The organism is Pseudomonas sp. 11/12A, assembly GCF_000800055.1.
Classification (GTDB): Bacteria; Pseudomonadota; Gammaproteobacteria; order Pseudomonadales; family Pseudomonadaceae; genus Aquipseudomonas; species Aquipseudomonas mohnii.
Window position 1 is genome coordinate 2,584,113 of record NZ_JUGV01000001.1, and the last position, 16,852, is coordinate 2,600,964.

The window sequence follows — 16,852 nt, forward strand, 5'->3', positions numbered from 1 at the left end:
TTCAGACTCGCTCGATGGCGCGCTCGCCGAACAGGCCGGCGGGACGGAGGTAGAGGAAGGCCAGGGCCAGGAAGTAAGCGAACCACGGGGTGATGCCGCCGCCGATCAGCGGGCCGATGTAGACCTCGGCGAGGTTTTCCGCCGCACCGACAATCAGCCCACCGACAATCGCCCCGCCAATCGAGGTGAAGCCGCCGATGATCAACACCGGCAAGGCCTTGAGCACCACCAGCGACAGGGAAAACTGCACCCCTTGCCGTGCGCCCCAGAGCAACCCGGCCACCAGCCCGACGACCCCGGCCACCGCCCAGACGATCTGCCAGATGCGGTTGAGGGTGATGCCGATCGACAGCGCGGCGGTGGTGTCATCCGCCACCGCACGCAGCGAGATGCCGATACGGGTCTTGTTGAACAACAGCGCCAGCACCGTCACCAGCACAATGGCGGCAGCGGCGGCGATCAGGTCGAACTGGCTGACCATCATCCCGCCGATAAACAGCGGCACATCATCGATGCCCAGATCCAGCGCCCGCACCTGCGAGCCCATCAGGCCCTGCGCCAGGCCTTCGATGATGAAGGACAGCCCCAGCGTGGCCATGAACAGGGTGATCTGCGAGCGATTGACCAGCGGCCGCAGCACCAGGCGTTCGATCAGCAGCGCGCCGATGACCATCACCACCACCGTCAGCGCCAGCGCCAGGGCGAACGGCACACCTTGATCGTGCAGGCTGACGAAGGTCAGCGCGGCAAACAGCAGCATGGCGCCCTGGGCGAAATTGAACACACCGCTGGCCTTGTAGATCAGCACGAAGCCAATGGCGACCAGCGAATACATGGTCCCGGCGAGCAAGCCGCCGAGCAGGGTTTCGAAGAAAAACGTCATCAGTGCACCACTCCCAGATACGCAGCGATCACCTCGGGGTTGGCCTGCACTTCGGCGGGCGTGCCGTCGCCGACCTTGCGCCCGTAATCGAGCACCACCACATGGTCGGACAGGCCCATCACCACGCTCATGTCGTGCTCGATCAACACCACGGTGGTGCCAAGCTCACGGTTGATATCAGCGATGAACCGGGCCATTTCCTGTTTTTCTTCGGCGTTCATCCCGGCCAGCGGTTCGTCGAGCAGCAACAGGCTTGGGCCGGCAATCAAGGCACGGCCCAGCTCCACGCGTTTTTGCAGGCCGTAGGACAGATTGCCCACCGGCACATCGCGCTGGGCCTGCAGTTCGAGGAACTCGAGAACGCCCTGTGCCTGCTGGCGGAACTGTTGCGCTTCACGGCGGGCTCGCGGCAGGCCCAATGCCTGCTCGATGAAGCTGCTGCGCAGATGCCGCGACAGACCGGTGAGCAGGTTGTCGATCACGCTCATTTTCTTGAACAGCGCGTTGTTCTGAAACGTGCGGCCAATGCCCCGGCGTGCGGCGCTCAAAGGGTCGATGCGTTTGAACGGTTGCTGTTCGAACACGATCGAACCGGCATCGAAGCGATACACGCCATTGAGCACATTGAGCAATGAACTCTTGCCCGCGCCGTTGGGGCCGATCAAGGCGCAGATCTCGCCACGGCGAACGTCGAACGAGAGCTCGTTGATCGCCTTGACGCCTTTGAAGGACAGGGAAATGCCGCTGACTTGCAGAATGGAATCGGTCGAGCTCATGCGATGTCCCGTTTGAATTCAGCGAGCCAGGTCGGCTCGGTTGGAGACTCGGCGCTGCGTGTGGCTTGCCAGATGAAGTGCAGCTTGTGAAAGCCCAGCAAACGGCGAACGCGGTGCTTGATCAGGCGTTGCGGACCGCTTTCCGGATGGGCAATGGCCCATTCGCACAGACGTCGGCGCCAAGTGCCCGGCGGGGCGAGACGGCTGTCGATCTCAGCGGCCAGCACGTGCAAACGCCCGGCGGACAGCAGCAAGCCCGACGGCGCCACTTCGCGACGGTCGCGGCTGGCACTGCCGGGGCTTTCCGGGAAGGCCAGGGTGTGGCCACGGCTTAACCATTGCTCGAACAGCACCGTCAGGCCGGCCTGCCACTCGGTGCCCTCTTCGCTCCACCATTGCGCGCCGAATACCCCCAGGCGAAGGCGTTGCGGGGTTTCCACCGGGCCAAGCAACTGGTCGAAGTCGAGCAGTGACTGGCCCTGGTTGAGCCAGAGTTGCTGCGCCTGCCGGCCCGACACAAAGGCGTGAGTGGGACGCGCGCGCCACAGAACGTTATGCAGCGCCTGTGCATCGAGGTTGTCCGCAACGACCAGCACCTCACCGCCCACCTGTCGGGTGGCCAGGGCCAGCAGCAACAGGTTCGGTTCGAAGGCCCCGCTGACGGCCAGCCGCGAGTCCTCATCGATTCCTTGCCGACGCAGGCCATCGGCCAGACGTTCGACATCCCGCAAGACGTCGATCCAGCGCCAGATGAACCACTGTCCGTGCCGTTTGTGCCGCAAGGCCGGCTGCAAGGGGTTGACCTGCGCCCAATGGCGCAGATGCTCCAGGGCCTGGGGCACATTGACCCGCCACTCCGTGGTGTCCGCAATCGGCGGACGTTTGAGTTCGTGCACGCTCATGGGTTGACCTCTCTGTCATGGGCAAAAGCGTGCGGTGGTCCGCTGGGCTGAAGAATTAACGCAATCTCTAAAACAACACTGTCCTTGTGGCAGCTGGCTTGCCGGCGATGGCGTCCTGCCAGGTGACATCGATGTTGTCGGTGGCGTGCTCGGGCGCTAGGCAGACACGACTTTCTTCTCCTGCTGACGCAACGCCGCCAGATCGCGATAGCCACTGCCTGGATGGATCTCGGGCAATCGCGGCCCTTCACCAAACAGCTTCTCGCGCAAGGTGCCGGGGGCGTATTCGGTCTTGTAGACCCCGCGTTTCTGCAACTCGGGCACCAGCAATTCCACGGCATCGATGAAGGTTTCGTGGGTCAGCGCATACGCCAGGTTGAACCCGTCCACGTCTGTCTCTTCAACCCATTCCTGCAACAGGTCGGCCACGGTTTCCGGGCTGCCGACGAACAACGGCCCAAAGCCGCCAATGCCTACCCAGTCGGCCAGTTCGTTGGGGGTCCAGACTTTGTTCGGATCGGCACTGGAGAACGCCTCCACTGCGGATTGAATGGCGTTGGTGTGCACATGCTTGAGCGGTTCATCAGGTTTGAACTGGCTGAAATCGATGCCGGTCCAGCCGGAAATCAAGGCCATGGCGCCTTCGTAACTGACCCAGGTCTTGTACTCTTCGAACTTGGCCTTGGCCTTGGCGTCGGTCTCGCCGAGGATCACCGTTTGCAGGTTGAAGATGAGGATCTTCCTCGGATCGCGCCCCGCCTCCGCCGCACGCCGGCGGATATCGGCAACGGTTTTCTTCAGCAGCACTTTCGACGGTGCGGCGACGAACACGCACTCGGCATGTTCAGCGGCGAATTGTTTGCCGCGGCTCGAGGCGCCGGCCTGATACAGCACCGGGGTCCTTTGCGGCGAGGGCTCGCAGAGATGAATACCCGGCACCTGGAAGTGTTTGCCGACGTGCTGGATTTCGTGAATCTTGCTCGGATCGCTGAACACCCGCCGCGCACGATCGCGCAGGATGGCGCCCTCTTCCCAGCTGCCTTCCCACAGTTTGTAGCAAACCTCCAGGTATTCCTCGGCGTAGTCGTAACGGGCGTCGTGTTCGGTCTGGGATTTCTGCCCGAGGTTCTTCGCGCCGCTCTCCAGGTACGAAGTGACGATGTTCCAGCCCGCGCGCCCCTTGGTCAGGTGATCGAGGGTCGACAGACGGCGGGCGAACGGATACGGATGCTCGAACGACAGCGACGCGGTCAGGCCAAAGCCCAAATGTTCGGTCACCAGCGCCATAGGCGGGATCAGTTGCAACGGATCGTTGACCGGCACTTGCGCGGCCTGGCGGATCGCCGCGTCACCATTGCCGTTGTAAACGTCATAGATACCCAGTACGTCGGCGATGAACAAACCGTCGAACTTGCCGCGCTCGAGGATTTTCGCCAGGTCGGTCCAGTATTCCAGGTCCTTGTACTGCCATGAGCGGTCCCGTGGGTGTGCCCACAATCCCGGCGACTGGTGGCCGACGCAGTTCATGTCAAAGGCGTTGAGACGAATTTCACGGGCCATCAAACGGCTTCCTTTGTGGAGATTGGAGAACTTGGGGGATGAATGCCATTGAGGCGGAAGTTGCCGATGACCTGGAGCTTCCAGCGCAACGGGTCGTGCAGCGAACCGGGCAGCACGGTGCGTTGACCGGTGAGTTCGAATTCAGCGTTGCTCGCGGTGCTCAGGGCTTCGGCGCTGGCCAGGTGCGCTTCGGCAATGGCGATGCTTGTTTCGGTGGCGTCTTCATGGCTGTTCACAAAGTCTTCGGCGCGTTCGAGCAGTGCGGCAGCGACTTCGATGCGGATCTGCACGTCGCCGAAACGGCTGATCACGTAAGGATCTTCACTGGCGTTGGTCAAGCCGCTGCCGGCCCAGGGTTGGGCCTGCGTGCGGACGAAACGCAGGGTGGCCTCCAGCAGGCTGCGGGCGTTGTGCAGGTCGTGCTGACTTTTGGACAAGGGTTGTTCGGTAGCAATCGGTTGGGTCAAGGCGTTCATGCTGAGCTCCTCAGTTCCAGGCGTGGCGCGCAGGTTTCACGCCGTTGAGCAGGTAGTTGCCGATCAGGTGGTATTTCCAGCGCGCCGGGTCGTGCAGGGTGTGGGTCCGGGCGTTGCGCCAGTGGCGATCGAGGTTGTATTTGCCGAGCACCGAGCGGGTTCCCGCCAGCTCGAACAGCTTGCTGCTGGCGAGCAAGGCGATTTCGGCAGACAACACTTTGGCCTGGGCCACCACCACCGATGCGTGGGCCACGGTGTCTTCATTGGCGTCGAGCAGCGCGGCATCGATGGCCTGGCCGGCTTTTTTCAGGATCGCTTCCGTGCCATGCACGCGCCATTCGAGGTCGCCGATGGCGGCGATGCTGAACGGGTCCTGCCAGCCGTGATCCTGACCGCTGTCGATCCAGGGTCGCGCCTCACGAGCGTAGCGCTTGGTTTCTTCCAGGGCGCCGACGGCGATGCCGGTGTCGACGGCGGCCTGGATGATTTGCGAGATCGGGCCGTCGGCGGTGGGTTCATCGAAGGCTTTATGGGCCGGGATCACCGCGCTGAGCGGAACCTTCACCGCGTTCAGGGTCACTCCGCCGCTGGCGGTGGTGCGCTGGCCGAAACCGTCCCAGCTGTCGATCACGTTCAAGCCCGGGTTATCACGCTCGATGAAGGCGATGAACGCCTGGTTCTGCTCGTTGACCGCCACTGCCGGCACGATGTGCGCGAACAGCGCACCGGTGCAGTAGAACTTCTCGCCATCGATTTGCGCGCTGTCATCGTTGAAACGAATCCGGGTTTCGAAGGCGCCGGCGTTTTTGCTTTTGGATTCGGAGAAGGCATTGCCGAAACGGTAGCCCTTCAGCACTTTGCCGAAGTAGTAGCGCTTCTGCTCTTCGCTGGCGGTTTGCAGCAGGATGTCGAGCACGCCGAGGTGGTTTTGCGGGATCTGGCCGAGGGACGAATCGGCGGCGGAAATGATCTTGATCACTTCGGCCACGGTCACATAGGAGACGCCGGCACCACCATAGGCTTTTGGCACGGTGATGCCCCAGAGGCCGCTGGCTGAGAACTCGTCGAGTTCGGCGACGGGCAGGCGTCGCTCGCGATCCCGTACGCTGGCCTCGACGGCGAAACGCGCGGCGAGCTTGTGAGCGACGGCAATCGCCTCGGCGTCCGAGCGGATCACGTGGGCGGTATGAGTGGGTTGGGCTGAGGCTGTCATGGGCCGACTCCAGGTTCTGGGTGAGTGCACCAGAGCTTTTGCAGGAGTCGTGCCTGAAATTTAATTACTTATTTTTCAATGAGTTAACCAATTAACCGAGAAAGCCTCACAACTTGAGAACAGCAAAATGTTTATCCAGTGTTGATGGGCAAACAGTTCAGATCACCACGTTGCGCACAAAACGCACCGCCACCGGCCCATCGTTGCGATAGGAATGCGGCTGGTTGCTGGCGAACATGAAGAACTCGCCGGCGCTGATACGATGCGGCACATCACCGACCATCAGGGTCAGGCAGCCTTCGAAGACGTAGAACTGTTCGCTCCAGCCATCGGCATCCGGTTCCGACGGATAATGCTCGCCCGGTTCGAGGCGCCATTCCCAGAGTTCGACTTCGCGGGTCGCGTTGGCCTTGGCCAGCAATACCGCCTTGCTACCGGGGATCGTCCCTGCCCAGGCCAGCTCATTGATGCGGCTGTGATCGCGGGCGTCGGGGGCCTGGATCAGGTCACTGAACGCCACGTCCAGGGCTTCGGCCACGCGATCGAGGGTGGTCAGGCTGACGTTCTTTTCGCCGGCTTCGATGGCCACCAGCATGCGGCGGCTGACACCGGACTTTTCCGCCAGGGCGGTCTGGCTCATGTCGGCGGCATGGCGCAGGCGTCGGATATTCTGGCTGACGTGCTGCAGGACCGAAGCCCGGGGCGTGGAATCTTTGTGCACTATATTGCTCACTTGGTGGTGCTGCGCAGTATACTGCCCAACTTCCGGCGCATTGTGCGTCCCCCTCAGGTAGTGCGCAAGATCATGACGTCGCCGAACGCTCCTCAAGCTTCCTCCCGTTTCCTGCGGCTCAGCAAGGCCGAGTGCGTGCTGGTGCTGATCACCATGGTCTGGGGCGGGACCTTTTTGCTGGTTCAGCATGCGATGACCGTCAGCGGGCCGATGTTTTTCGTCGGCCTGCGCTTTGCCGCCGCCGCAAGCATCGTGGCCCTCTTCTCCTGGCGCACCCTGCGCGACCTGACCTTTTTCGAATTCAAGGCCGGCGCCTTTATCGGCGTGGCGATCATGCTCGGTTACGGCCTGCAGACCGTCGGGTTGCAAAGTATTCCCAGCAGCCAGTCGGCGTTCATCACCGCGCTTTACGTGCCCTTCGTGCCCTTGCTGCAATGGCTGGTACTGGGCCGTCGTCCGGGGCTGATGCCGAGCATCGGCATCATGCTGGCTTTCACTGGCCTGATGCTGCTGTCGGGCCCGGCCGGGGCTTCGTTCCACTTCAGCCCCGGCGAAATCGCGACCTTGATCAGCGCCATCGCCATTGCGGCGGAAATCATTCTGATCAGCACCTATGCCGGCCAGGTCGATGTGAAGCGGGTGACCGTGGTGCAACTGGCTGTCACATCCCTGCTGTCGTTCCTGATGGTGGTCCCGACCCAGGAACGGATTCCGGATTTCTCCTGGCTGCTGCTGTGCAGTGCCCTGGGCCTGGGCATGGCGAGCGCCGCGATTCAAGTGGCAATGAACTGGGCGCAGAAGAGTGTTTCGCCCACCCGCGCCACCCTGATTTATGCCGGTGAGCCGGTGTGGGCCGGGATTGTCGGGCGGATTGCCGGGGAACGCTTGCCGGCGATTGCGCTACTGGGGGCGGGGTTGATCGTCGCGGCGGTGATTGTCAGTGAGCTGAAGACCAAGGGTAAGGTTGCTACGCCTGAAGAGGCCCTGGAGCGCGAGACTCAAGGTTAAGCGATGAAATCTGCGGCGATCGATAAATCGCCATGGCGTCAGTCCGGTTAAACACGTTTCTCTGAAACAATGAAAAACGGGCCTTTTCCATCTACCTTGTAGGATTCTGCGACAGCTTGGCGTTTGGCGATCCGGGAGCTGGCACGTATGATGCTTCACAAACTTCCGCAGATTAGAAGCCTATGTCCCTGATAGTTCTACTGCTTCTGCCTTTCATAGGCAGCTGTCTGGCAGCGGTGCTGCCACACAACGCGCGTAATACCGAATCCCTGTTGGCTGGCCTGGTGGCCTTGATCGGCACCCTTCAGGTCGCGCTCCTGTACCCGCAAATCGCCCATGGCGGCGTGATCCGTGAAGAGTTCTTCTGGCTGCCCAGCCTGGGCCTGAACTTTGTCTTGCGCATGGACGGTTTCGCCTGGCTGTTCTCGATGCTGGTACTGGGCATCGGCACGCTGGTGTCCCTGTACGCGCGTTACTACATGTCGCCGGACGATCCGGTGCCTCGCTTCTTTGCGTTTTTCCTGGCATTCATGGGCGCCATGCTCGGGCTGGTGATCTCCGGCAACCTGATTCAGATCGTGTTTTTCTGGGAGCTGACCAGCCTCTTTTCATTCCTGCTGATCGGCTACTGGCACCACCGGGCCGATGCCCGCCGCGGAGCCTATATGGCGCTGATGGTCACCGGCGCTGGCGGTCTGTGCCTGCTGGCGGGGGTCATGCTGCTTGGCCATGTGGTCGGCAGCTATGACCTGGACAAGGTCCTGGCCGCCGGCGATCTGATTCGCGCACATGCCCTCTACCCCATTCTGCTCCCCCTGATCCTGATCGGCGCGCTGAGCAAAAGCGCGCAATTCCCCTTCCACTTCTGGCTGCCCCACGCCATGGCGGCGCCGACACCGGTGTCGGCCTATCTGCACTCGGCGACCATGGTCAAGGCCGGGGTGTTTCTGCTGGCACGGTTGTGGCCGTCGCTGTCCGGCAGCGAAGAATGGTTCTACATCGTCAGCGGGGCCGGGGCCTGCACCCTGTTGCTCGGCGCCTATTGCGCGATGTTCCAGAACGACCTCAAGGGCCTGCTGGCCTACTCGACGATCAGCCACCTGGGCCTGATCACCCTGCTGCTGGGCCTGAACAGTCCGCTGGCGGCCGTGGCAGCAGTGTTTCACATCCTCAACCATGCCACCTTCAAGGCCTCGCTGTTCATGGCCGCCGGGATCATCGACCACGAAAGCGGCACCCGCGACATTCGGCGGCTCAACGGCCTGTTCAAGCTGATTCCGTTCACCGCGACCCTGGCCATGGTCGCCAGTGCCTCCATGGCCGGCGTGCCATTGCTCAACGGCTTCCTCTCAAAAGAGATGTTCTTCGCCGAAACCGTGTTCATCAACGCCACAGCCTGGGTCGAGATGACCCTGCCGATCGTCGCGACCATCGCCGGCACCTTCAGCGTCGCCTACTCCCTGCGGTTCACCGTGGACGTGTTCTTCGGCCCGACCGCCACCGACCTGCCCCACATCCCGCACGAACCGCCACGCTGGATGCGCGCGCCGGTCGAGTTGCTGGTGTTCACCTGCCTGGTGGTGGGCATTTTCCCTGCCCAGGTGGTGGGCCCGCTGCTCGCCGCGGCCGCGCTGCCGGTGGTAGGCGGCACCTTGCCGGAGTACAGCCTGGCGATCTGGCACGGCTGGAACGCGCCGATGATCATGAGCCTGATCGCCATGTCCGGCGGCATCGTGGTGTACCTGCTGCTGCGTAATCAGCTCAAGCGCGGGCGCTTCCGCTACCCGCCGCTGATTGGACGGTTCAACGGCAAGCGCCTGTTCGAACGAATCCTGGTGATCAAAATGCGCCTCGCCCGGCGCCTGGAACGACGGATCAGTACCAAACGCCTGCAGACCCAGCTGTTCCTGATGGTGCTCGCCGCCGTGCTGGCCGGCTTGATTCCGATGTTGCACAGCAGCCTGCACTGGGGCGACCGGCCGAAGATTCCCGGCTCGATCGTGTTCGTCATCCTGTGGCTGCTGGCGATTGCCTGCGCCCTTGGCGCCGCCTGGCAGGCCAAGTACCACCGTCTCGCCGCCCTGACCATGGTCAGCGTCTGCGGCCTGATGACCTGCGTGACCTTTGTCTGGTTCTCGGCGCCGGACCTGGCCCTGACGCAGCTGGTGGTCGAAGTGGTGACCACGGTGCTGATCCTGCTGGGCCTGCGCTGGCTGCCCCGCCGGATCGAAGAAGTCTCGCCCTTGCCGAGCAGCCTGCGCAAAGCGCGCATCCGCCGTATCCGTGACTTGCTGCTGTCGACCGTGGTCGGCGGCGGCATGTCGTTGCTGGCCTATGCGATGCTGACCCGACAGACACCCAACGACATTTCCTCGTTCTACCTCAGCCGCGCTCTGCCTGAAGGCGGTGGCAGTAACGTAGTCAACGTGATGCTGGTGGACTTCCGCGGCTTCGACACCCTGGGCGAAATCACCGTGCTGGTGGCCGTGGCCCTGACCGTGTTCGCCTTGCTGCGACGTTTCCGCCCACCGAAAGAAAGCCTGCAACTGCCGGCGCAACAACGCCTGCTGGCGCCCGACGTGGTTACTGACCTGGTCAACCCGCGCCAAGCCAGCGACACCGCCCTGGGCTTCATGATGGTCCCGGCGGTGCTGGTGCGCCTGCTGCTGCCGATTGCCCTGGTGGTGTCCTTTTACCTGTTCATGCGCGGGCACAACCAACCGGGTGGCGGTTTCGTCGCGGGCCTGGTGATGTCAGTCGCGTTCATCCTGCAATACATGGTCGCCGGCACCCAATGGGTCGAAGCGCAAATGAGCCTGCGACCGCTGCGCTGGATGAGCACCGGCCTGCTGTTCGCCACCGTCACGGGCCTGGGCGCCATGGCGGTCGGGTATCCATTCCTCACCACTCACACCTGGCATCTGGACCTGCCCGTGCTGGGCGACATTCATCTGGCCAGCGCTCTGTTCTTTGACATTGGCGTGTACGCCGTGGTGGTGGGCTCGACCCTGCTGATCCTCACCGCCCTTGCCCACCAATCGGTTCGGGGTCACAAAACGGCTGCGCAGCCAAAACCCGTCGCCATGAAGGAGACCGTCTGATGGAAGAAGTCATTGCCATCGCCATCGGCGTACTGGCCGCGTCCGGCGTCTGGCTGATCCTGCGGCCACGGACGTTCCAGGTGGTCATGGGCCTGTGCCTGCTGTCCTATGGCGTCAACCTGTTCATCTTCAGCATGGGCAGCCTGTTCATCGGCAAGGAGCCGATCATCAAGGACGGCGTGCCGCAGGACCTTCTGCATTACACCGACCCGTTGCCGCAGGCGCTGGTCCTCACGGCGATCGTGATCAGCTTCGCCATGACCGCGCTGTTCCTCGTGGTTTTGCTGGCCTCTCGGGGCCTGACCGGCACCGACCATGTGGATGGCCGGGAGCCTAAAGAATGAATGCAATGACGCACCTGATCGCGGCCCCGATTCTGCTGCCGCTGCTGACCGCCGCCATCATGCTGATGCTCGGCGAGAAACGTCGCCCGCTCAAAGCGAAGATAAACCTGTTCTCCAGCCTGCTGGGCCTGGGCATTTCCGTCTTGCTGCTGCAATGGACACAAACCACCGGCGTGCCCGGCTCCATAGGCGTCTACCTGCCGGGCAACTGGCAGACGCCGTTCGGCCTGGTGCTGGTGGTCGATCGCCTGTCCGCGTTGATGCTGGTACTGACCGGCATCATCGGCGTCAGCGCGTTGCTGTTCGCCATGGCGCGCTGGGACAGTGCCGGCTCGAGTTTCCATGCGCTGTTCCAGATTCAGTTGATGGGCCTGTATGGCGCCTTCCTGACGGCGGACCTGTTCAACCTGTTCGTGTTCTTTGAAGTGCTGCTGGCCGCTTCCTATGGCCTGATGCTGCACGGTTCGGGTCGCGCGCGGGTGTCAGCGGGGCTGCACTACATCTCGATCAACCTGCTGGCCTCGACCCTGTTCCTGATTGGCGCGGCGCTAATCTACGGCGTCACCGGCACCTTGAACATGGCCGATCTGGCGTTGAAGATTCCGCTGGTGCCGGAGGCCGATCGCGGCCTGCTGCATGCCGGTGCAGGCATCCTCGCGGTGGCGTTCCTGGCCAAGGCCGGGATGTGGCCGCTGAACTTCTGGCTGGTGCCGGCCTATTCCTCGGCGAGCGCGCCAGTGGCAGCGATGTTCGCGATCATGACCAAGGTCGGCATATACACCCTGCTGCGCCTGTGGACCCTGCTGCTCTCCGGGCAGGCCGGGGCGTCGGCGTACTTCGGCGGCGACTGGCTGATCTACGGCGGCATGGCAACCATCGTCTGCGCGGCCATAGCGATCCTCGCCGCGCAACGGTTGGAGCGCATGGCCAGCCTGAGCATTCTGGTGTCGGCGGGCATTCTGTTGTCGGCCATCGGTTTCGCCCAACCCAACCTGATCGGCGCGGCGCTGTTCTATCTGGTCAGCTCGACCCTCGCACTGAGCGCGCTGTTCCTGCTGGCCGAATTGATCGAACGTTCGCGCTCGGCCGTCGAGATCCCGCTGGAAGATGAAAACGAGATGCTGCCGCGACCGTTGCAAGCTTCGGCACCGGTCAAGGGCATCAACCTCGACGACGATCTCAAAGCCGTGGTCGGCCAGGTGATTCCCTGGACCATGGCCTTCCTCGGCTTGAGCTTCATTGCCTGCGCGCTGTTGATCATCGGCATGCCGCCACTCTCCGGCTTCATCGGCAAGCTCAGCCTGCTCAGCGCCCTGCTCAACCCACTGGGCCTGGGCAGTGCCGGCGACGAGCCGGTGTCGAACGCGGCGTGGGGGCTGCTGGCGTTGCTGATCCTCTCAGGGCTGGCCTCGCTGGTGGCTTTTTCGCGCCTGGGCATCCAGCGTTTCTGGACGCCGCAAGAACGACCGTCGCCGGTCCTGCGGCGGCTGGAGTGCGTGCCGATTTTCGCGCTGTTGGGTCTGAGCATCCTGTTGACCTTCAAGGCCGAACCGCTGTTGCGCTACACCCAGGCGGCCGCCGATACCTTGAACAACCCGCAGCAATATGTGATGGCCGTGCTCGGCACCCGGGCAGTGCCCAGCCCGGAATCCAAGGCCGCGCTGCTGGAGGTGCAACCATGAAGCGCCTGTTTCCTGCACCGTGGTTGTCGCTGGCGCTGTGGCTGTTGTGGCTGGTGCTGAACCTGTCGATGAGTCCCGGCAATTTGTTGCTGGGTGCAATGCTGGGGTTCTGCGCACCGTTGATGATGCGCAAGTTGCGCCCGCTGCCGATCCGCATCCGCCGGCCGGGGGTGATCCTGCGCCTGTTCCTGATGGTCGGACGCGATGTGGTGGTGTCCAACCTCGCCGTGGCCTGGAGCGTGCTCAACGCCGGGCGCCGGCCACCGCGCTCGCGGTTCATCAAGGTACCGCTGGACCTGCGCGACGCCAACGGCCTGGCGACGCTGTCGATGATCTGCACCGTGGTGCCCGGCACGGTCTGGTCTGAACTGGCGCTGGACCGCAGCATTCTGCTGTTGCATGTCTTCGATCTGGAAGACGAAGCACTGTTCATTGAGCACTTCAAGGCGACCTACGAGCGCCCGTTGATGGAGATATTCGAATGAGCGCCCTGCTATCGAATGCAATTATGCTGAGCCTGTTGCTGTTTTCCGTGGCGATGATTCTGACCCTCATCCGCCTGTTCAAGGGCCCGTCGGCCCAGGACCGGGTACTGGCACTGGACTACCTGTACATCATCGCGATGCTGATGATGCTGGCACTGGGCATTCGCTATGCCAGCGACACTTACTTCGAGGCAGCGCTGCTGATTGCGCTGTTTGGCTTCGTCGGCTCGTTTGCCCTGGCGAAATTCCTGCTGCGTGGCGAGGTGATCGAATGAGCGCGCAACTGTCTGTGTGGGTGGAAATCCCGGTGGTCATCCTGCTGGTACTCAGCAGTCTGTTTGCATTGGTCGGTGCCATCGGCCTGGTGCGAATGAAGGATTACTTCCAGCGCATGCACCCGCCGGCGCTGGCCTCGACCCTGGGCGCCTGGTGCGTGGCACTGGCCTCGATCATCTACTTTTCGGCACTCAAGTCCGCGCCGGTGCTGCACGCCTGGCTGATTCCGATTCTGCTGGCGATTACCGTGCCGGTGACCACCTTGCTGTTGGCCAGGGCGGCGCTGTTTCGCAAGCGCATGGCGGGGGATGATGTGCCGGCGGAGGTGTCCAGCCGGCACAGCGAAAGCGGTCGCTAATTAAACGTTTTGCGCTGACCGGGCTGACCCTATCGCGAGCAGGCTCGCGATGGATTCAGACCCAGGCCACCGCCAACAACCCCGCCCCCAGCACCACACACAACGGCGAGTAAACCCAGGTATCCAGCCGGGCAAACTTCGAGCCCTTGACCTCTTTGAAAAAGCCCACCAGGTCCGAATCCCCAATGGCCCGGGCGAACATCATGATCGCGATGGCACTGATCAGCCATTGCAGCGCCCAATGGGACACCGCCGGGACCCACCACCCCACGCGCAAGCACACCAGCAATGAAATCAGCAACAACGCACCGGCCACCATCAGCGTGATCCAGCCCCGCGGTCTGAAGGCCGGTCGCAATTTCAGCCCGCCTTCCACCGGCACTTGCGGCACCACCGCCACGGCGGCCCATTCGCCACCCAAAGCCCAGTAGACATGCATCAGGCTGATCGCGGCGAAGATCGTCACCAGCCATTGAGCCAACACCAGAGTCATGGTCAGAAATCCTTGAAAGGGATTTGAACAAAATCATCCTAGTTGGCATTTCCTGAACTGCACGAACTTGTCGGTCCGACCCGACCAACGCCACCGCCGGCCATCGCCGACGGCCTCAGAGCCCGGCGGACACCTTGTCCGCCACCTCCTTGGGCAGCCAGGCTTTCCACACATCCGGGTGTGCCTTCATGAACGCCTCGGCGGCCTGGCGCGGCGCGGTGTGTTTCTCGCTCATCTCGGCCAGGGCCTTGTTCAACGGATCGATGGGCAGATCGACCTTGGTGAAGAACTCGGCAATCTGCGGGTACTGTTTCTGGAACGGCGTGGACACGCCAATGGACAGTTTCGAAGCCAGCGAACGGGTCGGTTTCGGATTGGGATTGTCAGCGTCGGTCAGGGTTTTCCAGGCTTCGGCGTCGAACGGAGGCTCTTGCAGTTGAATCAATTTGAATCGACCGAGCAGCGGCGTGGGCGACCAATAATAGAACAGCACCGGTTTGCCGCGACGGATAGAGGAACTGATCTCCGCGTCCAGTGCCGCGCCGGAACCACTGCGGAAGTTCACGTAGCTGTCTTCCAGCCCATACGCCCTGAGCTTCTGTTTGTTGACCACTTCCGACGTCCAGCCGATGGGGCTGTTGAGGAACCGTCCCTTGGTCGGGGCTTCCGGGTCCTTGAACACCTCTTTGTAGCGCGGCAGGTCAGTGACACTGCGCAGATCCGGCGCCAGCGGCTTGATGCCCCTGGCCGGGTCACCCTTGATCACATACTCCGGCACCCACCAGCCTTCGGTGGCGCCCTTGACCGTATCCCCCAGGCTCACCACCTTGCCTTCGGCCTCCGCCTTGACCCAGACCGGACTGCGCCCGGCCCATTCCTCGCCAATGACCTGAATGTCATTGTTGGCCAGGGCGGTTTCCAGGGTAATGGTGGTGCCCGGCAAGGTGTCGGTCGGCAACCCGTAGCCCTTCTCGACAATGATGCGCAGGATATCGGTGATCAGGCTGCCACTCTCCCAATTCAGGTCGGCGAAGTGGATCGGTGCCTGGGCAGCCGATACGGGAACCGATGACGCCAACAACCCGAAAGTGGCCAGGGCAGCGGCCAGCAACCGTCGAAAACCTTTCATGCTTTACACCTCGTGCTGTTCACAGCAATCGCAGGATGGCCTGGCAAAAGGCCGCGAAGCCTCTGAATAGTCAGTCAACTGACTGTAGTAGAGGTTCCCGCTTTCGAGGGGGCATGCCCTGGTTTTAGGAAGTTTCCTGCAAGCGCGCCAGTTCTCTTCTGACCATGCTGGCATACGCTGCCGGGCGCAACGCGTAGATCTGCGAGGCCACCCAATTCAGCCAGGCTCCCTGCAGCACAGCCTTCTGCCCGAATAGCCGTTGGGCCTCGGCTTGAGCGTTGGCGAGGTTCTGCTCATGGAAGTCGGCGCGGGTCAGGCTCATTACTCGCTGGCCTTGAACGTCACCAGTTCACCCTTGCGCCACTTGGCGGCCTTGGCGGTCACGGCCTTGAGGGTTTTGGTCAGGCCTTCCTGCAACTGCTCGTGGGCGGCGAACACCGTCACCACGTTGTGACCCTCCTTGAACACGATGGCATGACCGTCGGCGGTGGTGACAAAGGCATAATCGCCCAGGCCGTAGACCGTCAGTTTGATATCGCGGAATTTGATTTCCAGTTTGCCGCCTTCGCGACTGGGCAAAACCGAGGCACTGAAATGATCGCCAACCTTGAGTTTGAGCCCGGGTTTATCGTCCACCACCAGCGCTGACTCGGTGTCGATTTCGGCAACGTAAATGCCTTCAGCGTTCTGTTCGGTGATGTAAACGAAACGTGACTGAAACTGTTTAACAAGCTTTGCGCGCAAATCACCCAGCACGAACAAAGCATGCATATCGAGATTACTTACTGCCAAGGAAACATCCCCACATCTGAAAATGACGCTGCACGCGAAAACAGCGCACAGCCAAAAAAAGCGGCAATGCCGAAGGTGAAGCCAGATAACCCGAATTGAAATCCTGAGATGAGCAGGAGGCTCATCCATCACGACGCTTGAGCAGACTACTGGATGTCGCTCACATCGTCTTGCCTGACGTTCGTCAAAGGTTGAAGGAAAACGCCCTTCGTACGGCCAGATAAGTGCGGACTATCAACTTCAAGGAAAATTCTCTCAAAAAAAAGCACTTTTCTGACATATCGCCAGAAAGAAATTGCTTTAGATAAACATCGATCACCCACCAGTGGGGGTGATTCTAGAGCAGCGACGCTCATCGAGACTACCCATACCGTCGTACATACGTCGGTAAAACAATGAAAAGGACTTCATATGTGCACACTGACACACTTCGCTCATCCCCAGACGCCGCATCCGGCGGTGTTACAGCACCCTGAACGGGTCACCCACATCCCCGGCCCACCGAGGTTCCAGGTGATATTGGCCGGCAATGCCTTCTTCCATATCAAAGAAATTTCCACAGGACATGTAAGAGGTTTCCGCGGTGATCACAACGAAGCCTGCGCGCTCGCCCGGTCACTTGAATCACGTACCTGACCGGA

20 protein-coding genes are annotated in these 16,852 nt (G+C 61.9%); 9 read left to right on the top strand and 11 right to left on the bottom strand.

Annotated features, from left to right (window positions below; genetic code table 11):
• Nucleotide 1: 1 nt before the first annotated feature.
• The 7 genes from GQ39_RS11835 to GQ39_RS11865 form a co-directional block, all read right to left on the bottom strand.
• A complete protein-coding gene (locus GQ39_RS11835) occupies nt 2–883 on the bottom strand; it encodes a branched-chain amino acid ABC transporter permease (protein ID WP_047529990.1) in 882 nt (293 codons plus the stop codon).
• A complete protein-coding gene (locus tag GQ39_RS11840) occupies nt 883–1,659 on the bottom strand; it encodes an ABC transporter ATP-binding protein (protein WP_047529991.1) in 777 nt (258 codons plus the stop codon). Before GQ39_RS11840 ends, GQ39_RS11835 begins: the two co-directional genes overlap by 1 nt.
• Nucleotides 1,656–2,561 carry an AMP-binding protein gene (locus tag GQ39_RS11845; protein WP_047529993.1) on the bottom strand — a complete coding sequence of 302 codons (906 nt, stop codon included), beginning with the start codon at nt 2,559–2,561 and terminating at the stop codon, nt 1,656–1,658. The genes GQ39_RS11840 and GQ39_RS11845 overlap by 4 nt, the downstream gene beginning before the upstream one ends.
• Nucleotides 2,562–2,717: 156 nt before the next feature.
• Nucleotides 2,718–4,121 (bottom strand): LLM class flavin-dependent oxidoreductase, encoded by a 1,404-nt coding sequence (locus GQ39_RS11850; RefSeq protein ID WP_047529996.1) that lies wholly within the window; start codon nt 4,119–4,121, stop codon nt 2,718–2,720.
• On the bottom strand, nt 4,121–4,597 hold the full coding sequence (locus GQ39_RS11855; RefSeq protein WP_047529998.1) for an acyl-CoA dehydrogenase: 477 nt from the start codon (nt 4,595–4,597) through the stop codon (nt 4,121–4,123). The genes GQ39_RS11850 and GQ39_RS11855 overlap by 1 nt, the downstream gene beginning before the upstream one ends.
• A 10-nt stretch (nt 4,598–4,607) precedes the next feature.
• Nucleotides 4,608–5,810: an SfnB family sulfur acquisition oxidoreductase gene (locus GQ39_RS11860; protein WP_047530000.1), complete on the bottom strand. Its 1,203-nt coding sequence runs from the start codon at nt 5,808–5,810 to the stop codon at nt 4,608–4,610.
• Between the two features lie 157 nt (nt 5,811–5,967).
• Complete coding sequence (locus GQ39_RS11865) at nt 5,968–6,531, bottom strand: helix-turn-helix domain-containing protein (RefSeq protein WP_047530003.1); 564 nt, start codon at nt 6,529–6,531, stop codon at nt 5,968–5,970.
• Here GQ39_RS11865 and GQ39_RS11870 point away from each other — a divergent pair.
• From GQ39_RS11870 to GQ39_RS11900, 7 genes are all read left to right on the top strand, one after another.
• Nucleotides 6,526–7,551 carry a DMT family transporter gene (locus tag GQ39_RS11870; RefSeq protein WP_047530005.1) on the top strand — a complete coding sequence of 342 codons (1,026 nt, stop codon included), beginning with the start codon at nt 6,526–6,528 and terminating at the stop codon, nt 7,549–7,551. The genes GQ39_RS11865 and GQ39_RS11870 overlap by 6 nt on opposite strands.
• Nucleotides 7,552–7,733: 182 nt before the next feature.
• Entirely contained in the window at nt 7,734–10,652 is a 2,919-nt protein-coding gene (locus GQ39_RS11875; protein ID WP_047530007.1) for a monovalent cation/H+ antiporter subunit A, read from the top strand.
• Nucleotides 10,652–10,996 carry a Na+/H+ antiporter subunit C gene (locus GQ39_RS11880; RefSeq protein WP_007986256.1) on the top strand — a complete coding sequence of 115 codons (345 nt, stop codon included), beginning with the start codon at nt 10,652–10,654 and terminating at the stop codon, nt 10,994–10,996. Before GQ39_RS11875 ends, GQ39_RS11880 begins: the two co-directional genes overlap by 1 nt.
• Nucleotides 10,993–12,678 carry a monovalent cation/H+ antiporter subunit D gene (locus tag GQ39_RS11885; RefSeq protein ID WP_047530012.1) on the top strand — a complete coding sequence of 562 codons (1,686 nt, stop codon included), beginning with the start codon at nt 10,993–10,995 and terminating at the stop codon, nt 12,676–12,678. The genes GQ39_RS11880 and GQ39_RS11885 overlap by 4 nt, the downstream gene beginning before the upstream one ends.
• On the top strand, nt 12,675–13,163 hold the full coding sequence (locus tag GQ39_RS11890) for a Na+/H+ antiporter subunit E (protein WP_047530014.1): 489 nt from the start codon (nt 12,675–12,677) through the stop codon (nt 13,161–13,163). The genes GQ39_RS11885 and GQ39_RS11890 overlap by 4 nt, the downstream gene beginning before the upstream one ends.
• On the top strand, nt 13,160–13,438 hold the full coding sequence (locus GQ39_RS11895) for a K+/H+ antiporter subunit F (protein ID WP_047530017.1): 279 nt from the start codon (nt 13,160–13,162) through the stop codon (nt 13,436–13,438). Before GQ39_RS11890 ends, GQ39_RS11895 begins: the two co-directional genes overlap by 4 nt.
• A complete protein-coding gene (locus GQ39_RS11900; RefSeq protein ID WP_047530019.1) occupies nt 13,435–13,797 on the top strand; it encodes a Na+/H+ antiporter subunit G in 363 nt (120 codons plus the stop codon). The genes GQ39_RS11895 and GQ39_RS11900 overlap by 4 nt, the downstream gene beginning before the upstream one ends.
• 55 nt (nt 13,798–13,852) lie before the next feature.
• Here GQ39_RS11900 and GQ39_RS11905 read toward each other — a convergent pair whose 3' ends face one another.
• The 4 genes from GQ39_RS11905 to GQ39_RS11920 all read right to left on the bottom strand — a co-directional run bounded on the left by GQ39_RS11905 (nt 13,853) and on the right by GQ39_RS11920 (nt 16,211).
• Nucleotides 13,853–14,290 carry a DUF3995 domain-containing protein gene (locus GQ39_RS11905; RefSeq protein WP_047530021.1) on the bottom strand — a complete coding sequence of 146 codons (438 nt, stop codon included), beginning with the start codon at nt 14,288–14,290 and terminating at the stop codon, nt 13,853–13,855.
• A gap of 115 nt (nt 14,291–14,405) precedes the next feature.
• Complete coding sequence (locus GQ39_RS11910; RefSeq protein ID WP_047530023.1) at nt 14,406–15,419, bottom strand: ABC transporter substrate-binding protein; 1,014 nt, start codon at nt 15,417–15,419, stop codon at nt 14,406–14,408.
• 124 nt (nt 15,420–15,543) lie between these two features.
• Nucleotides 15,544–15,741 carry a hypothetical protein gene (locus GQ39_RS11915; protein ID WP_047530026.1) on the bottom strand — a complete coding sequence of 66 codons (198 nt, stop codon included), beginning with the start codon at nt 15,739–15,741 and terminating at the stop codon, nt 15,544–15,546.
• The gene (locus tag GQ39_RS11920) at nt 15,741–16,211 is read right to left on the bottom strand and encodes a hypothetical protein (RefSeq protein ID WP_047530027.1); all 471 of its coding nucleotides are present in this window, start codon (nt 16,209–16,211) and stop codon (nt 15,741–15,743) included. Before GQ39_RS11920 ends, GQ39_RS11915 begins: the two co-directional genes overlap by 1 nt.
• Between GQ39_RS11920 and GQ39_RS33500 the strand changes: the two genes are divergently transcribed.
• The gene (locus GQ39_RS33500) at nt 16,185–16,310 is read left to right on the top strand and encodes a hypothetical protein (RefSeq protein WP_256590283.1); all 126 of its coding nucleotides are present in this window, start codon (nt 16,185–16,187) and stop codon (nt 16,308–16,310) included. The genes GQ39_RS11920 and GQ39_RS33500 overlap by 27 nt on opposite strands.
• Before the next feature lie 312 nt (nt 16,311–16,622).
• On the top strand, nt 16,623–16,847 hold the full coding sequence (locus GQ39_RS33310; protein WP_081997898.1) for a hypothetical protein: 225 nt from the start codon (nt 16,623–16,625) through the stop codon (nt 16,845–16,847).
• Nucleotides 16,848–16,852 lie beyond the last annotated feature (5 nt).